The sequence below is a fragment of the Brevundimonas sp. genome, assembly GCF_047617075.1.
Lineage (GTDB): Bacteria > Pseudomonadota > Alphaproteobacteria > Caulobacterales > Caulobacteraceae > Brevundimonas.
This window is the reverse complement of record NZ_JBLGCI010000009.1, coordinates 85,345-103,519: the sequence shown is the minus strand read 5'-3', so window position 1 is coordinate 103,519 and position 18,175 is coordinate 85,345. Positions and strand designations below refer to the sequence as shown.

Here is an 18,175-nt window from a genome sequence, read left to right as displayed (position 1 = left end):
CTGGCCACCAACCTGTCCAAGGGCGTGCCCTTCGCCACCCCGGTGTTCGACGGCGCGCACATCTCGGACATCGAGGACCTGCTCACCGCGGGTGGTCTGGACAAGTCCGGTCAGTCCTGGCTGTACGACGGCCAGACGGGCGATCGCTTCAAGCGTCCGGTCACGGTCGGCTACATCTACATGCTGAAGCTGCACCACCTGGTGGACGACAAGATCCACGCCCGTTCCATCGGTCCGTACAGCCTGGTCACCCAGCAGCCTCTGGGCGGCAAGGCCCAGTTCGGCGGACAGCGCTTCGGCGAGATGGAGGTGTGGGCGCTGGAAGCCTACGGCGCCGCCTACACCCTGCAGGAAATGCTGACGGTGAAGTCCGACGACGTGGCCGGCCGGACCAAGGTGTACGAGGCTATCGTCCGCGGCGACGACAGCTTCGAGGCGGGCATTCCCGAGAGCTTCAACGTGCTCGTCAAGGAAATGCGCTCGCTGGGTCTGAATGTGGAGCTGGAGAACAGCTGACCGACCGGATGATCCCTCCTCGCGCAAGCGGGGAGGGACGGTCTCTCGCTCTTCTCCCTCAATGAATTTTGGCGGGTAGCCCCGCAGAAGGAACCAAGATGAACCAGGAAGTCCTGAACATCTTCAACCCGGTCCCGGTCACCCCGACCTTCGACCAGATCAAGATCGCCCTGGCCTCGCCGGAGAAGATCAAGTCCTGGTCGTTCGGCGAGATCAAGAAGCCGGAAACGATCAACTACCGCACGTTTAAGCCCGAGCGTGATGGCCTGTTCTGCGCGCGCATCTTCGGTCCGACCAAGGACTACGAGTGCCTGTGCGGCAAGTACAAGCGCATGAAGTACAAGGGCATCATCTGCGAAAAGTGCGGCGTTGAGGTCACCCTGGCCCGCGTCCGCCGCGAGCGCATGGGCCACATCGAGCTGGCCGCGCCCGTCGCCCACATCTGGTTCCTGAAGTCCCTGCCCAGCCGCATCGCCCTGATGCTGGACATGGCGCTGAAGGACGTGGAGCGCGTCCTGTATTTCGAGAACTACATCGTCACCGAGCCGGGTCTGACCCCGCTGAAGCTGAACCAGCTTCTGACCGAGGACGAGTACTACCAGTTCCAGGAAGAGTACGGCGATGACGGCTTCACCGCCGAGATCGGCGCCGAGGCCGTGCGCGGCCTGCTCATGGGCATCGATCTGCAGGCCGAGGCCGAGAAGCACCGCGCCGAGCTGTCGGAACCCACCAGCGAGCTGAAGGCCAAGAAGGCCTCCAAGCGCCTGAAGCTGATCGAGGCCTTCCTTGAGTCCGGCAACAAGCCCGAATGGATGATCCTGACCATCGTGCCGGTCATCCCGCCCGAGCTGCGTCCGCTGGTGCCGCTGGACGGCGGCCGTTTCGCCACGTCCGACCTGAACGACCTGTACCGCAGGGTCATCAACCGGAACAACCGCCTGAAGCGCCTGATGGAGCTTCGCGCGCCGGACATCATCATCCGTAACGAAAAGCGGATGCTGCAGGAATCCGTGGACGCCCTGTTCGACAACGGCCGTCGCGGCCGGGTCATCACCGGCGCCAACAAGCGGCCCCTGAAGTCGCTGGCCGACATGCTGAAGGGCAAACAGGGCCGCTTCCGCCAGAACCTGCTGGGCAAGCGCGTGGACTACTCGGGCCGTTCGGTCATCGTGGTGGGGCCCGAGCTCAAGCTGCACGAGTGCGGCCTGCCCAAGAAGATGGCGCTGGAGCTGTTCAAGCCGTTTATCTACGCGCGCCTGGACGCCAAGGGCCTGTCGGGCACCGTCAAGCAGTCCAAGCGCATGGTGGAGCGTGAGCAGCCCCAGGTCTGGGACATTCTGGACGAGGTGATCCGCGAGCATCCGGTCCTGCTGAACCGCGCGCCGACGCTTCACCGTCTGGGCATCCAGGCGTTCGAGCCCAAGCTGATCGAGGGCAAGGCCATCCAGCTGCACCCGCTGGTCTGCGCCGCCTTCAACGCTGACTTCGACGGCGACCAGATGGCCGTGCACGTCCCGCTGAGCCTCGAGGCCCAGCTGGAAGCGCGCGTGCTGATGATGTCGACGAACAACATTCTGTCGCCCGCCAACGGCAAGCCCATCATCGTGCCGTCGCAGGACATTGTCCTGGGCCTGTACTACCTGTCGCTGGTCAAGGACGGCGAGCCGGGCGAGGGCAAGCTGTTCGCCAACATCGGCGAGATCGACGCGGCGCTCGACGCCGGCGTCGTGACCTTGCACACCAAGATCAAGGCCCGCTGGACCGAGCAGGACGCCGAGGGCAATGAGGTGACCAAGGTCATCGACACCACCCCGGGCCGCATGAAGCTGGGCGTGCTGCTGCCGCGCAACCCCAACGTGGGCTATCGCCTTCTGGAGAAGAACCTCACCAAGAAGGAAATCGGCAATCTGATCGACGTGGTCTATCGCCACTGCGGTCAGAAGGCGACGGTGATCTTCGCCGACCGCATGATGCAGCTGGGCTTCCGCGAGGCGGCCAAGGCGGGCATCTCGTTCGGCAAGGACGACATCGTGATCCCGGCCAAAAAGACCGAGATCGTCGACGCCACCCGCACCCTGGTCGAGGAATACGAGCAGCAGTACGCCGACGGCCTGATCACCAAGGGCGAGAAATACAACAAGGTCGTCGACGCCTGGGCCAAGGCCACGGACAAGGTGGCCGACGAGATGATGGGCGAGATCGCCGCGCCCGTGCAGCTCGAGGACGGTCGTACCGCCGAGATCAACTCGGTGTTCATGATGGCCAACTCCGGCGCCCGTGGTTCGCAGGCCCAGATGAAGCAGCTGGGCGGCATGCGCGGCCTGATGGCCAAGCCCTCCGGCGAGATCATCGAGACCCCGATCGTCTCGAACTTCAAGGAAGGCCTGACCGTTCTGGAGTACTTCAACTCCACCCACGGCGCCCGTAAGGGTCTGGCCGACACCGCGCTGAAGACCGCCAACTCGGGTTATCTGACCCGCCGTCTGGTGGACGTGGCGCAGGACTCCATCGTCACCGAGGAAGACTGCGGTTCGACCCGCGGCATCACCTTGCGCGCGGTGGTCGAGGGCGGCGACGTCCTGGTCTCGCTGGGCCAGCGCGTTCTGGGCCGTTATGCGGCCGAGGATATCAAGGAGCCGGGCACCGACAACGTGCTGTTCCCCGCCGACACCTATCTGGTCGAGGAGGTCATCGAGGAGATCGAGGCCGCCGGCGTCCAGTCGGTGAAGGTGCGCTCGGCGCTGACCTGTGAAGCCGACGCCGGCATCTGCGGCATGTGCTACGGTCGTGACCTGGCGCGCGGCACCAACGTCAACATCGGCGAGGCGGTCGGGGTCATCGCGGCCCAGTCCATCGGCGAGCCGGGCACCCAGCTGACCATGCGGACGTTCCACATCGGCGGCACCGCCCAGGTGGCCGAGACTTCGTTCGTGGAGGCGACCAACGCCGGTACCGTCAAGATCGTCGGACCGACCGTCAAGGCGGCTCACGGCGATCTGGTGGCCATGAGCCGCAACGTGGTCATCACCGTGGTCGTGGACGGCAAGGACCGCGAAAGCCACAAGGCGCCCTACGGCGCCCGCATCCGGGTCAAGGACGGCGCCGAGGTCAAGCGCGGCCAGCGCATGGCCGAGTGGGATCCGTACACCACGCCGATCATCACCGAGGTGGGCGGATCTGTCCGCTTCGAGGATCTGGCGGACGGCCTGTCGGTCAAGGAAGAGACGGACGAGGCCACGGGCATCACCCAGCGCGTCGTCTCCGACTGGCGCGCCAGCCCGCGCGGCTCGGACCTGCGTCCGGCCCTGGGCGTCATCAAGGGCGAAACCTACGCCAAGCTGGCTTCGGGCTCCGACGCCCGCTACCTGCTGCCCGTGGGGGCGATCCTCTCGGTCAACAACGGCGACGAGGTCAAGCCGGGTGAGGTCATCGCCCGTATCCCGACCGAGGGCGCCAAGACCCGCGACATCACCGGCGGTCTGCCGCGGGTGGCCGAGCTGTTCGAGGCCCGTCGTCCCAAGGACTGTGCGGTCATCGCCGAGATGGACGGCCGCGTCGAGTTCGGTCGCGATTACAAGAACAAGCGCCGCATCAAGATCACCCCGGAGCCGGACGCGGACGGCAACCAGGGCGAGGCGGTCGAGTTCCTGATCCCGAAGGGCAAGCACATCTCCGTCCACGACGGCGATCTGATCCAGAAGGGCGACTACATCATCGACGGAAACCCCGATCCGCACGATCTGCTGCGTATCCAGGGCGTCGAGGCGCTGGCCGAGTATCTGGTGAACGAGGTGCAGGAGGTCTACCGACTGCAGGGCGTGCCGATCAACGACAAGCACATCGAGGTGATCGTTCGCCAGATGCTGCAGAAGGTGGAAATCCTCGATCCGGGCGAAACCGGCCTGATCAAGGGCGACCACATGGACAAGGTCGAGTTCGACGTCGAACAGGCCAAGACCGAGAAGCGCAAGGGCCGTCTCGCGACGACCCAGCCGGTTCTGCTGGGCATCACCAAGGCCTCGCTGCAGACCAAGAGCTTCATCTCGGCCGCCTCCTTCCAGGAGACGACCCGCGTGCTGACCGACGCCTCGGTCAACGGCAAGGTCGACACCCTGGAAGGCCTGAAGGAGAACGTGATCGTGGGCCGCCTGATCCCGGCGGGCACGGGCGCCTATCTGCGGTCGCTTCAGAAGATCGCCAACGAGCGCGACGCCGTTCTCACGCAACAGCGCGAGGATGCGGTGGAGCCTCTGCCGGCCGATCTGGCCCTGGAGCTGGAAGGCGAAAAGACCGAGGGCTGATAAACCTCAGACCTCAAACAATCAGGGCGGCGTCCACGGACGCCGCCCTTTTTCTTTGGCAGGCCGGTCGCCCCGAACCTCGGTTCGCAGGGGAGCCTCGCTCAAGGCCGCGTGAGGTGCGGCCCTCAGTTCATCTGTTCGCGCGCCTTGCTGAAGTACTGCCAACCGGTCCAGACCGTGACGACGGCGGCGATCCAGAGCATCACATCGGCGAAGGTCTGGAAGTTCGGCAGCAGCTGCAGATCCCAGCCGAACACGCCCCAGTTCAGGGCCAGGAGTTGAAGGCCCAGCGAGAACAGCTGCAGCGTCGTCTTCCACTTGGCCAGCAGGGTGACCGGCAGCTTGACCTCGCCCGCCAGGGTCTCGCGCAGGGCCGACACCGCGAACTCGCGGAACAGGATCAGGCCGCAGGGGATGGCGATCTGGGTCAGGGATCCGGAGGTCAGCAGACCCAGAATGGCGCCGGTCACCAGAATCTTGTCGGCGATGGGATCCAGAATGGCGCCCCAGCGGCTCTCCACCTTCCAGCGCCTGGCCAGGAACCCGTCCACCCAGTCGGTTGAGGCGGCGACCACGAAAATAAAGAAGGCGGCGCGGTAAAGGGCGAACTGGTCGTCGGGGCTCAGATAGGCCGATAGAATCGGCGTCGCCGTCGCCCCCGCCAGGATCAGGAACATGATCACCCCCGCCGCCAGACGGGCGCCGGTCAGGATGTTCGGGATGTTGCGCAGCGGCGAGGTCATGGGGGTTCTCTGGAGCATGGTCAGGGTTCCTGAACGCGTGAGACGACATCCGGGTCGTGATCTGCGGAGGGACGGCGTTTCATCGCCTCGGCCTCCCATGTCTTGGCTTCGGTCAGGAAGGAATAGATGGCCGCCTGCATGGCGAAGATGACCCCGGCCCAGCCCGCGCGGTACAGCTTTCGACCGTACATCACGCGCAGGAAGTAGATCGGCGGGTTCAGCAGCATGCGCCAGGGCGTGAACCGCTTCTTTCCCGCCGCGCGCATCCCGGCCTTGAGGTTGGCGTAGCGTTCTTCCTTGACCACGACCTCGCCCACCGTGAGCGGGCGATAATGCAGCAGGGCTCCGCGCTCGGCGACGCGGACCTCGCCGTCGGGGACCAGGCCTTCGTGAACGGTCTTCTTGATGTCGAAGACCGCCTTGCCCCGGCGGAACAGGCGCAGATTGGCCCCGTCGCCGACGCCCTTGGGCGTATAGCCGTAACCGACGAGATAAGGCCGCCGCCGCAGACGCCAGCCGACCACCTGATCCGGTGCGGCCAGAAGACCGGGCAGGGCGTCGCGCAGATCCTGGTCCAGCCGCTCGTCCGCGTCGATGCTGAGCAGCCAGGGCTGGGTCGCCTGCTCCAGGGCGAATTGCTTCTGGCGGGCGAAGCCCAGCCAGTCCTGATGCATGAACCGGATCGGGAAGCCCTCCGCCGTCAGCCGCGCCACCACCTCTGCCGTGGCGTCGATGGAGCCGGAATCCACGATGACGATCTCGGCGCACTGGTCCAGCGACCGGATGCACGCCTCAATGGTCTCGGCCTCGTTGAGGCAGATGACGAAGGCCGACAGCGGCAGGCGTGCGCTCAAGCGCCGGTTTCCAAGGGATTGAAGACGCCGTCGGTCTGCATGCGCTTCAACACCCCGTCGGCGATGCCGAAGTGCAGGCCCAGCAATTCCAGCTGGCCCGCCGCTTCCTTTTCCGCGATCCAGGGGAAGGTGCGCAGATTCTCGATGGACATGCGCACCACCGCATGTTCGCCCGCCGCCTGTTTGTCGGGCTCGGACAGGCCTTCGACCGCCTTTCGCACCACCGGCTCTGCCTGGGCCACCCACGGCCGCACGAAGTCGTTGCAGACGTCGGGGGCCCCGTTGATCATGGCGTTCACCCCGCCGCACAGGGCGTGGCCCATGACGGCGATGCGTTCCACGCCCAGAACCCGCACCCCGAACTCCAGCGCGGCGGAGACGCCGTGCTGCTTTCCGTCGGGCTGATAGGGCGGAACGATGTTGGCCACGTTCCGCACCACGAACAACTGGCCGGGCGCGGCGTCGAAGATCAGGGCCGGATCGGCGCGGCTGTCGGAACAGGCCACCACCAGAGTGTGCGGCTTCTGACCGTCAGCGGCCAGCGCCTCATACTCGGCCCGGGCCTGCAGCCAGCCGTCTTCACGAAACCGGCTGTAGCCGGACAGGAGGGGGTCGGATTCATCGATCATGCAATCTCCTTTAGGCCTTTCGGAAGTTGGCGTGAATACGCTCTGCGAGGGCGCGACTGATGCCGTCAACCTTCTCAAGATCGCTGACGGACGCTCGCGACACGCCGCGCGCCGAGCCGAAGGCGTGCAGCAGGGCCTTCTTGCGACCCGGGCCGACGCCTTCGATCTCGTCCAGCGGGTTGCGCTTGATGTCCATGGAGCGGCGCTTGGCGTGGGCGCCGTTGGCGAAGCGGTGCGCCTCGTCGCGCAGGCGTTGCAAATAATACAGCGCCGGGGACTTCAGCGGCAGCATGAAGGGCGCCTTGCCGGGCATGAAGAACTTCTCCATCCCCGCGTCCCGATCCGGCCCCTTGGCCACGCCCACCACGGGGATGTCGTCCACACCCAGATCGGCCAACACCGCCATGACCTCGGCCAGTTGCCCGGCGCCGCCGTCGATGAGCAACAGATCGGGCCGCTCCACCGGCTCGCCGGCTTCCTCTTCCTTCACCAGACGGCCGAAGCGGCGGCGCATCACCTCGCGCATCATGCCGTAGTCGTCGCCGGGGCTGAGCTCCTCGTCGCGGATGTTGAACTTGCGGTACTGGTTCTTCCGGAAGCCGTCGGGGCCGGCGACGATCATGCCGCCCACGGCGTTGGAGCCCTGGATGTGGGCGTTGTCATAGACCTCGATGCGCTCGGGCCGCGCGTCCAGCCCGAAGGCGTCGCAGACCTCGTCCAGAATCTTCGTCTGGGCCGAGTTCTCGGCCAACTTGCGGCCCAGCGCCTCGCGGGCGTTGGTCAGGGCGTGGCTGACCAGATCGACCTTCTCCCCCCGCCGGGGGATGGCGATCTCGACCCGGCGCTCCGCCTTCATGGAGAAGGCCTCGGCCAGCAGCTCGATCTCGTGCGGCGAGACATTGGTCAGGATCAGGCGCGGGACCGGCTTGTCCTCATAGAACTGGCCCAGAAATGCGCCGAGGATTTCCGGGTCGCTGTCAGTCTTGTCGATGCGCGGGAAATAGGCGCGCCCCCCCCAGTTCTGGCCCGCGCGGAAAAAGAACGCCTGGATGCACGCCTGACCGCCGTCCGAGAACAGGGCGAAGACGTCGGCCTCCTCCACCGTCTCGGCGTTGATGGATTGCTCCATGGTGATGGCCGACAGGGCGCGAATGCGGTCGCGGACCCGGGCGGCGCGCTCGAAGTCCAGATCGTCGGAGGCGGCCTGCATCTCGCCGGACAGCCGGCTGATCACGGACCGCGACTTGCCGCGCAGGAACTGTTCCGCCTCGCTGACCAGTTCGCTGTAGTCCTCCAGACTGATCAGGCCGGTGCAGGGCGCCGAGCAGCGCTTGATCTGGTGCAGCATGCAGGGGCGGGTGCGGCTCTCGTACACGCTGTCGGAGCATGAGCGCAGCAGGAACGCCTTCTGCAGGGTGTTCAGGGTCCGGTTCACCGCCCAGGTGGAGGCGAAGGGCCCGAAATAGTCGCCGGGAATGGTGTGGGCGCCCCGGTGCTTGCGGACCTGGGGCGCGCGGTGGTCGCGGCGGATCATCAGCTCGGCGAACGACTTGTCGTCGCGCATCACCACGTTGAAGCGCGGCTTGAGCTTCTTGATGAAGTTGGATTCCAGCAGCAGGGCCTCGGTCTCCGAGGCCGTGACCACCATCTCCATGGACCGGGTCAGGGACACCATCAGGGCGATGCGCTGGGTATGGAACCGGCCTTGCGCGTACTGCATGACCCGCTTCTTCAGCGACCGCGCCTTGCCCACGTACAGGCACGTCCCATCCTCGCCATACATGCGATAGACGCCCGGCTTGTCCGGCGCGCGCCGCGCCTCGTCGCGGATCAGCTCCGCGGCGGCCAGGGACGGCGTTTCGATGGGCGGAGATTCGGTCACGGGGTGAATATGGGATTATCCCTCTCCCATTGGGAGAGGGTTGCGCGCACGGATGCGTTCAGCATCCGTCCTTCGCGCGCAAGGTGAGGGGCGGATTTTTCCAAGCTACAACCGGACGACCCTCATCCCCCGCGCATAGAACGAAGCCGCTGACGCGCCTTCGTGCGCGGGTTCCCCCTTCTCCTATCGGGAGAAGGATCACGGCTCAGGGCTTACGGACCAGAAGGACCCCGCCGATCAGCATGGCCACGCCCGCCAGTCGGGTCAGGGTGATGGGCTGCTTCGGCACGCCCATGAAGCCGAAATGGTCCAGGATCAGGCTCAACATCATCTGGCCCGCCACCATCAAGACGATGGTGGTCGCCACGCCCAGCTTGGGAACCGCATAGGCCGCAGCCACGACGAAGACCGCGCCGTAAAGGCCGCCCAGCCAGGCGGCGGGGGGCAGGGCGCGTGTGGCGGCCATGTCCGGCTTGGTGTGGAGGGCCGCCGCCAGAATCATCAGCGCCACGGTGCCCACCGCGAAGGAGATCAGCGCCGCATTGACCGGCGAGGCCACCGCCCCGGCCAGCCGTGCGTTTGTGGGGCCTTGCAGGGCGGTCAGGGCGCCGCCGACGATGACGGCCAGGATGGCGAGGAGGGTCGGGTTCATGGGCGGCCTCCTACCACAGCGGATCGGGCGCCGCGCCCGTGAAGATTTCATCCAGCCGCCGCCGCGTCGCCGCCGTCACGCCGCCCGGCAGGGCGCCCGGCGCGAACCATTCGGCGTCCGAGATCTCCCCATGGGACGTTCGCTCGCCGACCTCGAAAGCGTCCACCGCGAACACCAGCACATGGTCGTTGGGAAAGAACCGGTGGTTGGAATGCACCGACAGCAGGCGAGGGGGCCCCAAGGCGATCAGCCCGGTCTCCTCGCGCAGTTCACGCACCGCCGCGTCCTGAACCGTCTCCCCCCGGTCCACACCGCCGCCGGGCAACCACCAGCCGTCCAGATAGGTGTGCCGCACCAGCATGATCCGTCCCGCTTCATCCCGCGCGGCAACACGCACGCCCAGGGTCATGCCCCGCGTCAGGCGCGAGACGGTGAAGAACAGCGGGCGGGTGAAAGGCTCGACGCGGACTCGCCAGGTCACTTGTTTGCCCGATCCCGATTCTGAGGCGTTTTTGTTTTCGCTCGGATCCATAACACCAGTGGAATGGCCACGATAAAAAACGTGAGGATCGCTGCGCCAAGGTGTCCGGTGTAGTACCAGGCAGCCAGCGCGCAGAGCGCCAGCCAGATGGAAATGACGGACCATCCCTTGATTGTCAGGTTCATTCGGAAGCCGGGGCTGATGATTGCTTTCGCAGGAGTGATATCTTGAACCATAGGACGGCGCACGATAAGCGATGCACACTGTTTTCAGGAGCTTTCCATGATCGTCATCGCCGCCGTTGTGGGTCTCGCCGCCGTTCTGGCCGCCTTCAATTGGTTCGAGTTCGGCCGGATTGACTGACACCCGCGCGCCTCGCGGCGGGGCGCTGGTCACCGGCGCGGCCCGCCGCATCGGCCGGACCATTGCGCTTGAGCTGGCGAAGGCCGGGTTCGACGTCGCCGTCCATCACAATAATTCCGAGGCGGACGCCGCCGATACGGTGCGCGAGATCGAGGCGCTGGGCTGCCGCGCGGTGGCGCTTCAGGCCGATCTGACAGACGAGGCCGCCGCCCGCCGCCTGATTCCCGAAGCGGTCGCTGCGCTGGGGCCGCTGACCCTGCTGGTCAACAACGCCTCGGTGTTCGAGGACGACCGCGTGGGCGGCCTGACCCGCGACAGTTGGGACAAGCACATCGAGACCAACCTGCGCGCGCCCGTTGTGCTGGCGGAGGAATTCGCCGCCCGGGCGTCCGATGGGTCGTGCATCATCAATCTGCTGGACCAACGGGTGCGGAAGCCCGATCCCCGCTTCTTCTCCTACAGCCTGTCGCGCGCCGGCCTGTGGTGGGCCACGCGGACCCTGGCGCAGGCCCTGGCGCCGCGGATTCGCGTCAATGGCGTCGGGCCCGGGCCCACGCTGCAGTCCATTCACCAGACGGCCGAGGAATTCGCGGCCGAGGCCGAGAACACCCTGCTGCAACGGCCGGGCGATCCGGCGGAGGTGGCGAAGGCCGTGCTCTATCTCGTTGACGCGCCCATGGTCACGGGCCAGATGATCGCCGTGGACGGCGGCCAGCATCTGGCGTGGCTGACCCCGGATATTGTGGAGTAGGCGTCTTGTCCCTGGCCCCCAGCCCCCTGCCGTTCCAGGCACCCGAGCCGCGGCGCGAGGCCCTGACCGTGTTCGTGCGCGGCCTGCGGGTCGAGGCCGGCATCGGCGTGCATGATCATGAGCAGGGCCGGTTGCAGCCGCTGGTGATTGATGTGGAGCTGACTCTCGCGCCCGTCGACGTGGAGCGTCTGGCCGATACCCTCAACTATGAGACGGTCAGCGAGGCCACCCGCGCCATCATCGCCGCCGGCCACGTGGGGCTGGTGGAAACGTTCGCGGATCGTCTCGCCCTGGCGTGTCTTGAGGACCACCGGGTCATGGCGGCCCGGGTGCGGGTCGAGAAACCGGGCGCCCTGGCCGACGCCGCCGCGCCGGGTTGCGAAGTGGTCTGGCGCCGCTAGACCGGTTGCCTAAGCGGGCGGGCGCCGCCATTGTCTGAAGCAGGCGCGCGAACGCGCATTCGAGGATGCAGATGGCCGAACCGGGCGATCCCAAGAAACCCGAAGACGAATTCGACGACCAGATCGGCTTCTGTTCGCCTGAATCGGTGGCGGGCCGGCCGGTCGAGCGTGCGCCGAAGTCCGAGGCTGTTCATCAGGCGCCTGAGCCGGCCCCCCGTCCTGAACCCGAGGCGGCCGACCTGCCCGTTAGCGAAGAGCCGTCGCCCGAACCCGAAACGCCGCCGATGTCAGAGCCCGACCCTGATCCCGCACCGGCCGCGGCTGCTCCGGCCTTCGTCTCGCGCGCCGAACGGCGGCGTGCGCTGGACGAAGAGCCGAGGGATCGGCTCACCTGGGCCCTGACCATTTACGCCCTGATCCTGTTCGCGGTCCCGACGCTGGGGTTCTCGGCCATCATCGGCCTGCTGGCGGTGACGGGCCGGACGGTGAACGCCTCGCCGTTTCTGTTCAGCCATTACGTCTATCAACAGCGCACGCTGTGGATCGCCGCCATCGGCGCCCTGCTGGCGCTGATCCTGATCCCGGTGGGTCTGGGCGTCTTCGTGCTGTTCGTGCTGGCGGTCTGGACCCTGGCGCGTGGGGTGGCGGGCGTCTGGCGCCTGAAGAACGCCCGGCCCATATCCAATCCCCGAACCTGGTTTTTCTAGGAGACTTCTGATGGCCGACGCCGCCCCCGAGCCCCGCTACGCATCCGGCGATCCGGAAGAAGGCCGCGCCGCCGCAGGGGTGGTCTGGTTGCTGTATCTGCTGGCCATCCCCAGCGCCAATCTGTTGGCCGTGGTCGGCGTCGTCGTGGCCTACGCCATGCGCGGCAACGCGACGGGCTGGGTCCGCGCCCATTTCGACGATCAGATCCGCCTGTTCTGGGCCGTGATCGTGTGGTTCATCCTGCTATGCATCCTGCTGTTCGTGTCAGCGGTGCTGTCGGTCATCCTGATCGGCATACCGTTCCTGATCGCAGCCGGCATCGCCATGCTGGTGCTGTTCATCTGGTTCACGGTGAAGAGCGTGCTGGGTCTGATCGGGGTGGTTCAGGGGCGAACGCCGTAAGGCCTACGGCGTCCCGGCCTGACCGGCCAGCTCGGCCATGTCCAGCATGTTGAGACGAACGCCGCCGGGGCCTTCCAGATCGCCGGGCGCCATGCCTTCCGGGCAGGCGCCCTGGTGCTCGCCTTCGACCACCTGGGTGACCGACCGGTTCATGTGCGGCACGGCCGCGCCGGTTGTCGTGGACGTCATCTCGTTGCGGTAGGCGGTGCGCAGATCGCCGGTCAGGGTTCCTTCGCTGACCGTGCGGCCGCCGGAGCCCATGTCGCAGACTGAGCGCACGCTCCAGCCTCCGCCGGCTCGGGGCGACACCTCCGCCTCCTCGCAGGCGCCGCCCGCCATCTGGCTGCCCAGAACGCTCATGCGGCGCTGGACGTCGGCGTCCACGCACATGCGCATGGTGGTGCTCAGATCCTCCATCTGGCTGGTCACCACCCACAGGCCCTCGCGCAGTTCCGGCTGTCCAGAGGGCGCGGCCTCAGCTGTTTCGGGTGCGTCGGCGGGCTCGCCCGCCGCAGGTTCCGAGGGTGCGGGGTCTTCCCGATTACAAGCCGCCATACCCAGGATCGCGACGGCCACAACGGCGCCCGACATCTTCGTCTTCATGGTTCAGCCCTCCACACGTGATCGTCAGAAACGGTGGTGGAACGCCCCCGTCTCGACGCGATTAAGGCCTTTATAGCGTGCCTGAAGGAGTCTTCGCATGACCGATTTTCGCGATGTGGCGGCCGAGAACCGCTTTGAACAGGGATTCACCGACGCTCACGGTGAACTGCGACGGGTGTGGGCCGACTACGCCCGGCGAGGCGACAGCCGGGTCATCCTGCACGTGGAGGCTGACCAGGCGTTGCGAGGGTCGGGCGCCGCCGGCGACTTCATGAAGCGTCTGACGGACCACGCGCGGGCCGAAGGCTTCAAGCTGATCCCGCGATGCAGCTATGCGGTCGCCTGGCACAAGCGACATCCGGAGGCCGCCGACGTGGTGGCCGAATGGTGACGGCTTGACCTGATGCCGGTCCGGGCGCTCTGCTCGGAGCGGGAGGAACAGCCATGATCGAACAGGCGGGCGAGGTGCTGGGCGGCGGCACGGCGGCGGTCGACGGGCTGGGCGCGCCGTTTCAGGTCTGGGTGGTTCCCGCCTTGCTGGGGCTTGGGCTGGCCGCCTCGACGGGGCTGCGCACCTTCTTGCCCTTGCTGATGCTGGCGTTGGCGGCGCGTTTCGGCTGGTTCGGCGTGGAGCTGAACGAACAGATGCAGTGGCTGCATTCCGACGCGGCCGTGGCGGCGCTGGGTGTGGCGGCGGCGGTGGAGTTCACGGCGGACAAGATACCCGTCGTCGACAATGCGCTGAGCGGCATCGGGCTAGTGGTTCGGCCCCTGGCGGCGGCGCTCGCCGCCGGCTCGCTGTTTGTCGGTGTCGATCCGCTGCTGGCCGCAGTGGCGGGGATCATCGTCGGCGCGCCCACGGCCCTGGCCTTCAACGCAGCCCAGGGCGGGCTGCGGCTGGCGTCCACGGCCACGACCGGCGGCCTGGGCAATCCGGTCGTGTCGCTGTCCGAGGACGTGCTGGCGTTCCTCACAGCCCTTCTGGCCCTGCTGGCTCCGGTGCTGGTTCCGGTGTTTCTCGTTATCCTCGCAGTGGTCGTATTCCGCACGGCGCGGCGGCTTAGAAGATTGCCTGAACGTCAGTCCGCCTGAACCCATCCGCCGGCCGACGCCTCGCGCGCCTGGTCGTTGGCCGGTCGGGCGATCAGCCCCGACTGGGTGATCCAGACCTCGTACTGGGCGCCGTCCGCCATGGGCATGTACGCGGCCGAGCCGTACAGGGTGTCCACGGCGTCCACATAGTCCCGGTAGCGCTGCGAGACGTCCCAGATGTCCAGCGTCCAGCGCCGCTCAGACGCCACATCGCCGCCGCGCAGGTCGTGCACGCTGCGCACCGCGGTCAGTTCCTGCTGGGTGTCCTGATAACGGCCGGAGAGGCGGTCCAGACGGTACTGGGCGTCGAGTCCCAGGATGTTGGCCCACGGCTTCCAGCGCAGCACCTGCGCCTCGATGCGCCATTCATCGCCGTGCACGGGATAGACCGTCGTGGACGCCGGCGCGGCGGCGCTTTCCGGCTGGGTCAGGGTCGCCTCGAAGAACTGGGTCTCGATCTGGCTGAGGCTGATTGTGGCGACGGGTCGTTCATAGGTCAGGCGGGCGTAGCTCTGGACATTCAGGCCCAGCAGGATCGCCGCCACCCCGACGGCCAGGAACCCGCCGCCGAACAGCACGCCCCCGAAGGCGCCCAGAAACCGACCCCGGAACAGGCTGCCCAGTCCCGAAAGCAACAACAGCGCGCCGACCAGAGCCGCCGCGCCAGGAAGAATCCACCACCACCAGACCATTACACGCGCTCCCCCAAAGCTTTGCCACGTTAACCAAGGAAATGGCCCCCGTCACGTTATGGTTCCGGTCGAGGCTGGACAGGGGGCGTGGGCCCGCTAAAGCTGCCGCCCATGGCGCCAGACTTCCGTTCGACAATTCAGGGCCTTCGGGTGTTCCTGAGGACCCCGACCATCAGTCGGACAATCGTGGGGCTTTTGAGCCTGGCGATCGTGCTTCTGCTGCTCATCAACATCGCCACCTTCGTAATGGTGCAGCGGATGTCGGAGAACAACGCCACCGCCGAGCGCAGTCAGCAGATGCAGCTCGCGGCGCGTGAGCTCATGCTGCTGATGGTGGACGCCGAGACGGGGCAGCGCGGCTTTCTGTTGACCGGTCGACAGGACTTCCTCGCCGTTCATGACGAGGCGCAACTGCGCCTGCCGCAGGTCGGCGATGAATTGACCCGACTGGCTGACACCCCCGAGGAAACGGAACGGGTCGAGACCCTGCGCGAGCTCAAACGGCGACGTCTGGAGGTGATGAACGAGACCATCCAGATGGCCCGCGCCGGCCGGATCGGGGAGGCGGTTCAGGTCTTGCGCCGCGGCGAAGGCAAGGCGTTCATGGACGAGATGCGGCAAGTGGTGGCGGACATTGACGCCATCGAACAGGCTCGCATCGATCGCCGCAAGGAGGCGGCGCGCATCGCCACCTGGGCCGCCATAGGGGTCAACGGAATTTCGGCCGTGCTGATCATCGCCCTGGCGGTGATCAGCCTGATGCTGATCCGGCGCTATGTGGCCGAGGTGCAGTCTGCGCGCGATAATCTGGATGAGCTCAACAGGGGGCTGGAAGCGACCGTCATGGAGCGCACCGCCGATCTGACCCGCGCCAATGAGGAAATCCAGCGTTTCGCCTACATCGTCAGCCACGACCTGCGCGCGCCGCTGGTCAACGTGATGGGTTACACATCCGAACTGGAGCAGGCGGGCAAGGCCCTGTCCGCCCACATGGAGCGGACCCGGTCGGACGATCCGGATTCGATCGAGCAGGACGCGGTTCAGGCCGTCGAGGAGGATGTGCCGGAAGCCATCGGCTTCATCCGCGCCTCCACCGCCAAGATGGACCGGTTGATCAACGCCATTCTGAAACTGTCCCGCGAAGGCCGCCGGGCCCTGGTTCCCGAGCGTCTGGACATGACGGGCATGGTTCAGCAGATCGCCGACAGTGTGCGGCACCAGACCGAGGAAGCGGACGCCGAGATCGTCGTCCAGGATCTGCCTGAACTGGAAAGCGACCGCCTGTCCGTCGAACAGATCTTCGGCAACCTGATCGACAATGCCGTCAAGTACCTGGACGACGGTCGGCCCGGCCGCATCGAAATCAGCGGACGAGACATGCTGGGCGGCTGGGTCGAGTATGAGATCGTCGACAATGGCCGCGGCATCTCTGATCGCGACCACGAACGCATCTTCGAGCTGTTCCGCCGTTCCGGTCGTCAGGATCGGACTGGAGAGGGGCTCGGTCTCGCTTTCGTCCGCAACAGCGTTCGCCGCCTGGGCGGGACCATCGACATTGAATCAGAACTCGGAAAAGGCTCGACTTTCCGTTTGAAATTTCCGAAACGTCTCATCGCAGGGGCGGGAGACACAGTATGAGTACAGCCGTAACCATCGTCATGGTCGAGGACGACCATGGGCATGCCAAGCTGATCGAGAAGAACATCCGCCGCGCCAACATCTCGAACGAGATCAGGCATTTCGCGGACGGATCGTCGGCGATCGACTATCTGTTCAGCGAGGAAGTGAAGGCCAACGGCCCGATGCTGGTGCTGCTGGACCTGAACCTGCCCGATATGCAGGGCACCGATATCCTGGCGAAGATCAAGGCGGATGAACGCCTGAAACGCGCGCCCGTCGTGGTTCTGACCACCACCGATGACAAGGTCGAGATCCAGCGTTGCTATGACCTGGGCTGCAATGTCTACATCACCAAGCCCGTGGATTATGAGGCCTTCGCCGGCGCGATCCGGCAACTGGGCCTCTTCCTGTCGGTGATGCAGGCGCCCGACATCTGATGGGGGCGGCCGGGAACGGAGTTCGGCTGCTCTACATCGACGACGACCGGGGACTTTCCCGGCTGGTCGAGAAGGAACTGACCCGGCACGGCTATGACGTGACCTGCGCCCTGGACGGGGATGCGGGACTTGAGCGGCTGCGCGAAGGCGCTTTCGACGTCGTCGCCCTGGATCACTATATGCCGGCCCGTGACGGACTGGACGTGCTGCCGGAACTTCTCGCTGTGCCGGATGCGCCGCCGGTAGTCTATGTGACCGGCGCCCAGGACGGGCGGATCGCGGTGGCCGCCCTGCGCGCCGGCGCGGCGGATTATGTCATCAAGGACGTCTCCGAAGACTTCACCGCCCTGCTGCGGGCGGCGCTAGATGACGCTCTGGAGCGCCGCCGGCTGAGCCGCGCAAACGAAGAGGCGCAGGAAGAGGTCCGCATGGCCCGCGACCGGGCCGAGGCCATGCTGCGCGAGGTCAATCATCGGGTGGGCAACAGCCTGCAGCTGGTGTCCAGTTTCATATCGCTGCAGCTGCGTCAGATGAAGAACGACGCCGGGCGTCTGGCCCTTCAGGACGCCCAGGTGCGCATCGAGGCCGTCGCCCAGGTCCACCGGCGGCTCTACACCTCTGCCGACATGGCCAGCGTGGCGCTGGATGAATACCTCGAAGGCTTGGTGGAAGAACTGGTCCAGTCCCTTTGCCCGGACGAGGGCGGCCCCTGCATCACCCTGAAGGCAGAGCCGATCCGCGTCGACACCGATCAGGCTGTCTCGCTGGGCGTGGTGGTGACCGAGCTGGTCACCAATGCCGTCAAATACGCCTATCTGCCCGGCAACGGCGGCGACATCCGTGTGCTGCTGGAACGCCAGGACGAGACGGGCGCCGTGCTGACCGTCGAGGATGACGGCCCCGGCATGGGAGACGGCACGCCCAAGGGCACCGGCCTGGGCGGCAAGATCATCTCCGCCATGGCGCATGGCCTCCGGTCCAAGCTGGAGATCGACCCGGAACACACGGGCGTGCGGGCGCGTATGGTCTTCGACCTTTAAAGGCGCGC

At 66.3% G+C, this 18,175-nt stretch carries 19 protein-coding genes and 1 pseudogene; 11 read left to right on the top strand and 9 right to left on the bottom strand.

Annotated elements, in window-relative coordinates; translation table 11 throughout:
* Both ACI8U3_RS11100 and rpoC read left to right on the top strand, forming a co-directional pair.
* Positions 1 to 516 (top strand): annotated as a pseudogene (locus ACI8U3_RS11100) (DNA-directed RNA polymerase subunit beta); the annotation flags it as partial.
* Between the two features lie 98 nt (positions 517 to 614).
* Positions 615 to 4,817, top strand: a complete 4,203-nt coding sequence (rpoC, locus tag ACI8U3_RS11095; protein ID WP_415014937.1) for a DNA-directed RNA polymerase subunit beta' — start codon at positions 615 to 617, stop codon at positions 4,815 to 4,817.
* 125 nt (positions 4,818 to 4,942) lie between these two features.
* Here rpoC and pgsA read toward each other — a convergent pair whose 3' ends face one another.
* The 7 genes from pgsA to ACI8U3_RS11060 all read right to left on the bottom strand — a co-directional run bounded on the left by pgsA (position 4,943) and on the right by ACI8U3_RS11060 (position 10,294).
* Positions 4,943 to 5,578, bottom strand: coding sequence for a CDP-diacylglycerol--glycerol-3-phosphate 3-phosphatidyltransferase (pgsA, locus tag ACI8U3_RS11090; RefSeq protein ID WP_415014936.1), 636 nt, complete (start codon positions 5,576 to 5,578; stop codon positions 4,943 to 4,945).
* Positions 5,579 to 5,580: 2 nt separating this feature from the next.
* The gene (locus tag ACI8U3_RS11085; protein ID WP_415014935.1) at positions 5,581 to 6,414 is read right to left on the bottom strand and encodes a glycosyltransferase family 2 protein; all 834 of its coding nucleotides are present in this window, start codon (positions 6,412 to 6,414) and stop codon (positions 5,581 to 5,583) included.
* The gene (locus ACI8U3_RS11080; RefSeq protein ID WP_415014934.1) at positions 6,411 to 7,043 is read right to left on the bottom strand and encodes a carbonic anhydrase; all 633 of its coding nucleotides are present in this window, start codon (positions 7,041 to 7,043) and stop codon (positions 6,411 to 6,413) included. The genes ACI8U3_RS11085 and ACI8U3_RS11080 overlap by 4 nt, the downstream gene beginning before the upstream one ends.
* 10 nt (positions 7,044 to 7,053) lie before the next feature.
* The gene (gene uvrC / locus ACI8U3_RS11075; protein WP_415014933.1) at positions 7,054 to 8,925 is read right to left on the bottom strand and encodes an excinuclease ABC subunit UvrC; all 1,872 of its coding nucleotides are present in this window, start codon (positions 8,923 to 8,925) and stop codon (positions 7,054 to 7,056) included.
* Between the two features lie 205 nt (positions 8,926 to 9,130).
* Positions 9,131 to 9,577 carry a DMT family transporter gene (locus ACI8U3_RS11070; protein WP_415014932.1) on the bottom strand — a complete coding sequence of 149 codons (447 nt, stop codon included), beginning with the start codon at positions 9,575 to 9,577 and terminating at the stop codon, positions 9,131 to 9,133.
* A 10-nt stretch (positions 9,578 to 9,587) separates the two neighbouring features.
* Positions 9,588 to 10,058, bottom strand: a complete 471-nt coding sequence (locus tag ACI8U3_RS11065) for an NUDIX domain-containing protein (RefSeq protein WP_415014931.1) — start codon at positions 10,056 to 10,058, stop codon at positions 9,588 to 9,590.
* The gene (locus ACI8U3_RS11060; RefSeq protein WP_415014930.1) at positions 10,055 to 10,294 is read right to left on the bottom strand and encodes a hypothetical protein; all 240 of its coding nucleotides are present in this window, start codon (positions 10,292 to 10,294) and stop codon (positions 10,055 to 10,057) included. Before ACI8U3_RS11060 ends, ACI8U3_RS11065 begins: the two co-directional genes overlap by 4 nt.
* 119 nt (positions 10,295 to 10,413) lie before the next feature.
* On the opposite strand from ACI8U3_RS11060, the gene ACI8U3_RS11055 reads away from it, so the two are divergent.
* From ACI8U3_RS11055 to ACI8U3_RS11040, 4 genes are all read left to right on the top strand, one after another.
* A complete protein-coding gene (locus tag ACI8U3_RS11055; protein ID WP_415014929.1) occupies positions 10,414 to 11,172 on the top strand; it encodes an SDR family oxidoreductase in 759 nt (252 codons plus the stop codon).
* An 11-nt stretch (positions 11,173 to 11,183) separates the two neighbouring features.
* Complete coding sequence (folB, locus tag ACI8U3_RS11050; RefSeq protein ID WP_415014940.1) at positions 11,184 to 11,573, top strand: dihydroneopterin aldolase; 390 nt, start codon at positions 11,184 to 11,186, stop codon at positions 11,571 to 11,573.
* Between the two features lie 71 nt (positions 11,574 to 11,644).
* Positions 11,645 to 12,280 carry a DUF4870 family protein gene (locus ACI8U3_RS11045; RefSeq protein WP_415014928.1) on the top strand — a complete coding sequence of 212 codons (636 nt, stop codon included), beginning with the start codon at positions 11,645 to 11,647 and terminating at the stop codon, positions 12,278 to 12,280.
* A gap of 10 nt (positions 12,281 to 12,290) precedes the next feature.
* A complete protein-coding gene (locus ACI8U3_RS11040; protein ID WP_415014927.1) occupies positions 12,291 to 12,683 on the top strand; it encodes a hypothetical protein in 393 nt (130 codons plus the stop codon).
* 3 nt (positions 12,684 to 12,686) lie between these two features.
* On the opposite strand, the gene ACI8U3_RS11035 is transcribed toward ACI8U3_RS11040, so the two are convergent.
* Positions 12,687 to 13,286 (bottom strand): DUF3617 domain-containing protein, encoded by a 600-nt coding sequence (locus tag ACI8U3_RS11035; RefSeq protein WP_415014926.1) that lies wholly within the window; start codon positions 13,284 to 13,286, stop codon positions 12,687 to 12,689.
* A 97-nt stretch (positions 13,287 to 13,383) separates the two neighbouring features.
* On the opposite strand from ACI8U3_RS11035, the gene ACI8U3_RS11030 reads away from it, so the two are divergent.
* Positions 13,384 to 13,677 carry a GNAT family N-acetyltransferase gene (locus ACI8U3_RS11030; protein WP_415014925.1) on the top strand — a complete coding sequence of 98 codons (294 nt, stop codon included), beginning with the start codon at positions 13,384 to 13,386 and terminating at the stop codon, positions 13,675 to 13,677.
* Positions 13,678 to 13,730: 53 nt separating this feature from the next.
* Positions 13,731 to 14,378, top strand: coding sequence for a DUF4126 domain-containing protein (locus ACI8U3_RS11025; RefSeq protein ID WP_415014924.1), 648 nt, complete (start codon positions 13,731 to 13,733; stop codon positions 14,376 to 14,378).
* Here ACI8U3_RS11025 and ACI8U3_RS11020 read toward each other — a convergent pair.
* Entirely contained in the window at positions 14,366 to 15,070 is a 705-nt protein-coding gene (locus ACI8U3_RS11020; protein WP_415014923.1) for a hypothetical protein, read from the bottom strand. The two genes, ACI8U3_RS11025 and ACI8U3_RS11020, sit on opposite strands and share 13 nt — an antisense overlap.
* Positions 15,071 to 15,181: 111 nt before the next feature.
* Between ACI8U3_RS11020 and ACI8U3_RS11015 the strand changes: the two genes are divergently transcribed.
* From ACI8U3_RS11015 to ACI8U3_RS11005, 3 genes are read left to right on the top strand one after another with little or no spacing between them, the layout of a single operon-like run.
* Complete coding sequence (locus tag ACI8U3_RS11015; RefSeq protein WP_415014922.1) at positions 15,182 to 16,708, top strand: sensor histidine kinase; 1,527 nt, start codon at positions 15,182 to 15,184, stop codon at positions 16,706 to 16,708.
* On the top strand, positions 16,705 to 17,127 hold the full coding sequence (locus ACI8U3_RS11010) for a response regulator (RefSeq protein ID WP_415014921.1): 423 nt from the start codon (positions 16,705 to 16,707) through the stop codon (positions 17,125 to 17,127). Before ACI8U3_RS11015 ends, ACI8U3_RS11010 begins: the two co-directional genes overlap by 4 nt.
* The gene (locus ACI8U3_RS11005) at positions 17,127 to 18,167 is read left to right on the top strand and encodes a sensor histidine kinase (protein WP_415014920.1); all 1,041 of its coding nucleotides are present in this window, start codon (positions 17,127 to 17,129) and stop codon (positions 18,165 to 18,167) included. The genes ACI8U3_RS11010 and ACI8U3_RS11005 overlap by 1 nt, the downstream gene beginning before the upstream one ends.
* Positions 18,168 to 18,175 lie beyond the last annotated feature (8 nt).

Bases quoted from the DNA above. Each gene is read 5' to 3' on its own strand.
- rpoC (WP_415014937.1), top strand. From the start codon at position 615: ATGAACCAGGAAGTCCTGAACATCTTCAACCCGGTCCCGGTCACCCCG.
- pgsA (WP_415014936.1), bottom strand. From the start codon at position 5,578: ATGCTCCAGAGAACCCCCATGACCTCGCCGCTGCGCAACATCCCGAAC.
- ACI8U3_RS11080 (WP_415014934.1), bottom strand. From the start codon at position 7,043: ATGATCGATGAATCCGACCCCCTCCTGTCCGGCTACAGCCGGTTTCGT.
- ACI8U3_RS11070 (WP_415014932.1), bottom strand. From the start codon at position 9,577: ATGAACCCGACCCTCCTCGCCATCCTGGCCGTCATCGTCGGCGGCGCC.
- ACI8U3_RS11060 (WP_415014930.1), bottom strand. From the start codon at position 10,294: ATGGTTCAAGATATCACTCCTGCGAAAGCAATCATCAGCCCCGGCTTC.
- ACI8U3_RS11045 (WP_415014928.1), top strand. From the start codon at position 11,645: ATGGCCGAACCGGGCGATCCCAAGAAACCCGAAGACGAATTCGACGAC.
- ACI8U3_RS11040 (WP_415014927.1), top strand. From the start codon at position 12,291: ATGGCCGACGCCGCCCCCGAGCCCCGCTACGCATCCGGCGATCCGGAA.
- ACI8U3_RS11035 (WP_415014926.1), bottom strand. From the start codon at position 13,286: ATGAAGACGAAGATGTCGGGCGCCGTTGTGGCCGTCGCGATCCTGGGT.
- ACI8U3_RS11030 (WP_415014925.1), top strand. From the start codon at position 13,384: ATGACCGATTTTCGCGATGTGGCGGCCGAGAACCGCTTTGAACAGGGA.
- ACI8U3_RS11025 (WP_415014924.1), top strand. From the start codon at position 13,731: ATGATCGAACAGGCGGGCGAGGTGCTGGGCGGCGGCACGGCGGCGGTC.
- ACI8U3_RS11020 (WP_415014923.1), bottom strand. From the start codon at position 15,070: ATGGTCTGGTGGTGGTGGATTCTTCCTGGCGCGGCGGCTCTGGTCGGC.
- ACI8U3_RS11015 (WP_415014922.1), top strand. From the start codon at position 15,182: ATGGCGCCAGACTTCCGTTCGACAATTCAGGGCCTTCGGGTGTTCCTG.
- ACI8U3_RS11010 (WP_415014921.1), top strand. From the start codon at position 16,705: ATGAGTACAGCCGTAACCATCGTCATGGTCGAGGACGACCATGGGCAT.
- ACI8U3_RS11005 (WP_415014920.1), top strand. From the start codon at position 17,127: ATGGGGGCGGCCGGGAACGGAGTTCGGCTGCTCTACATCGACGACGAC.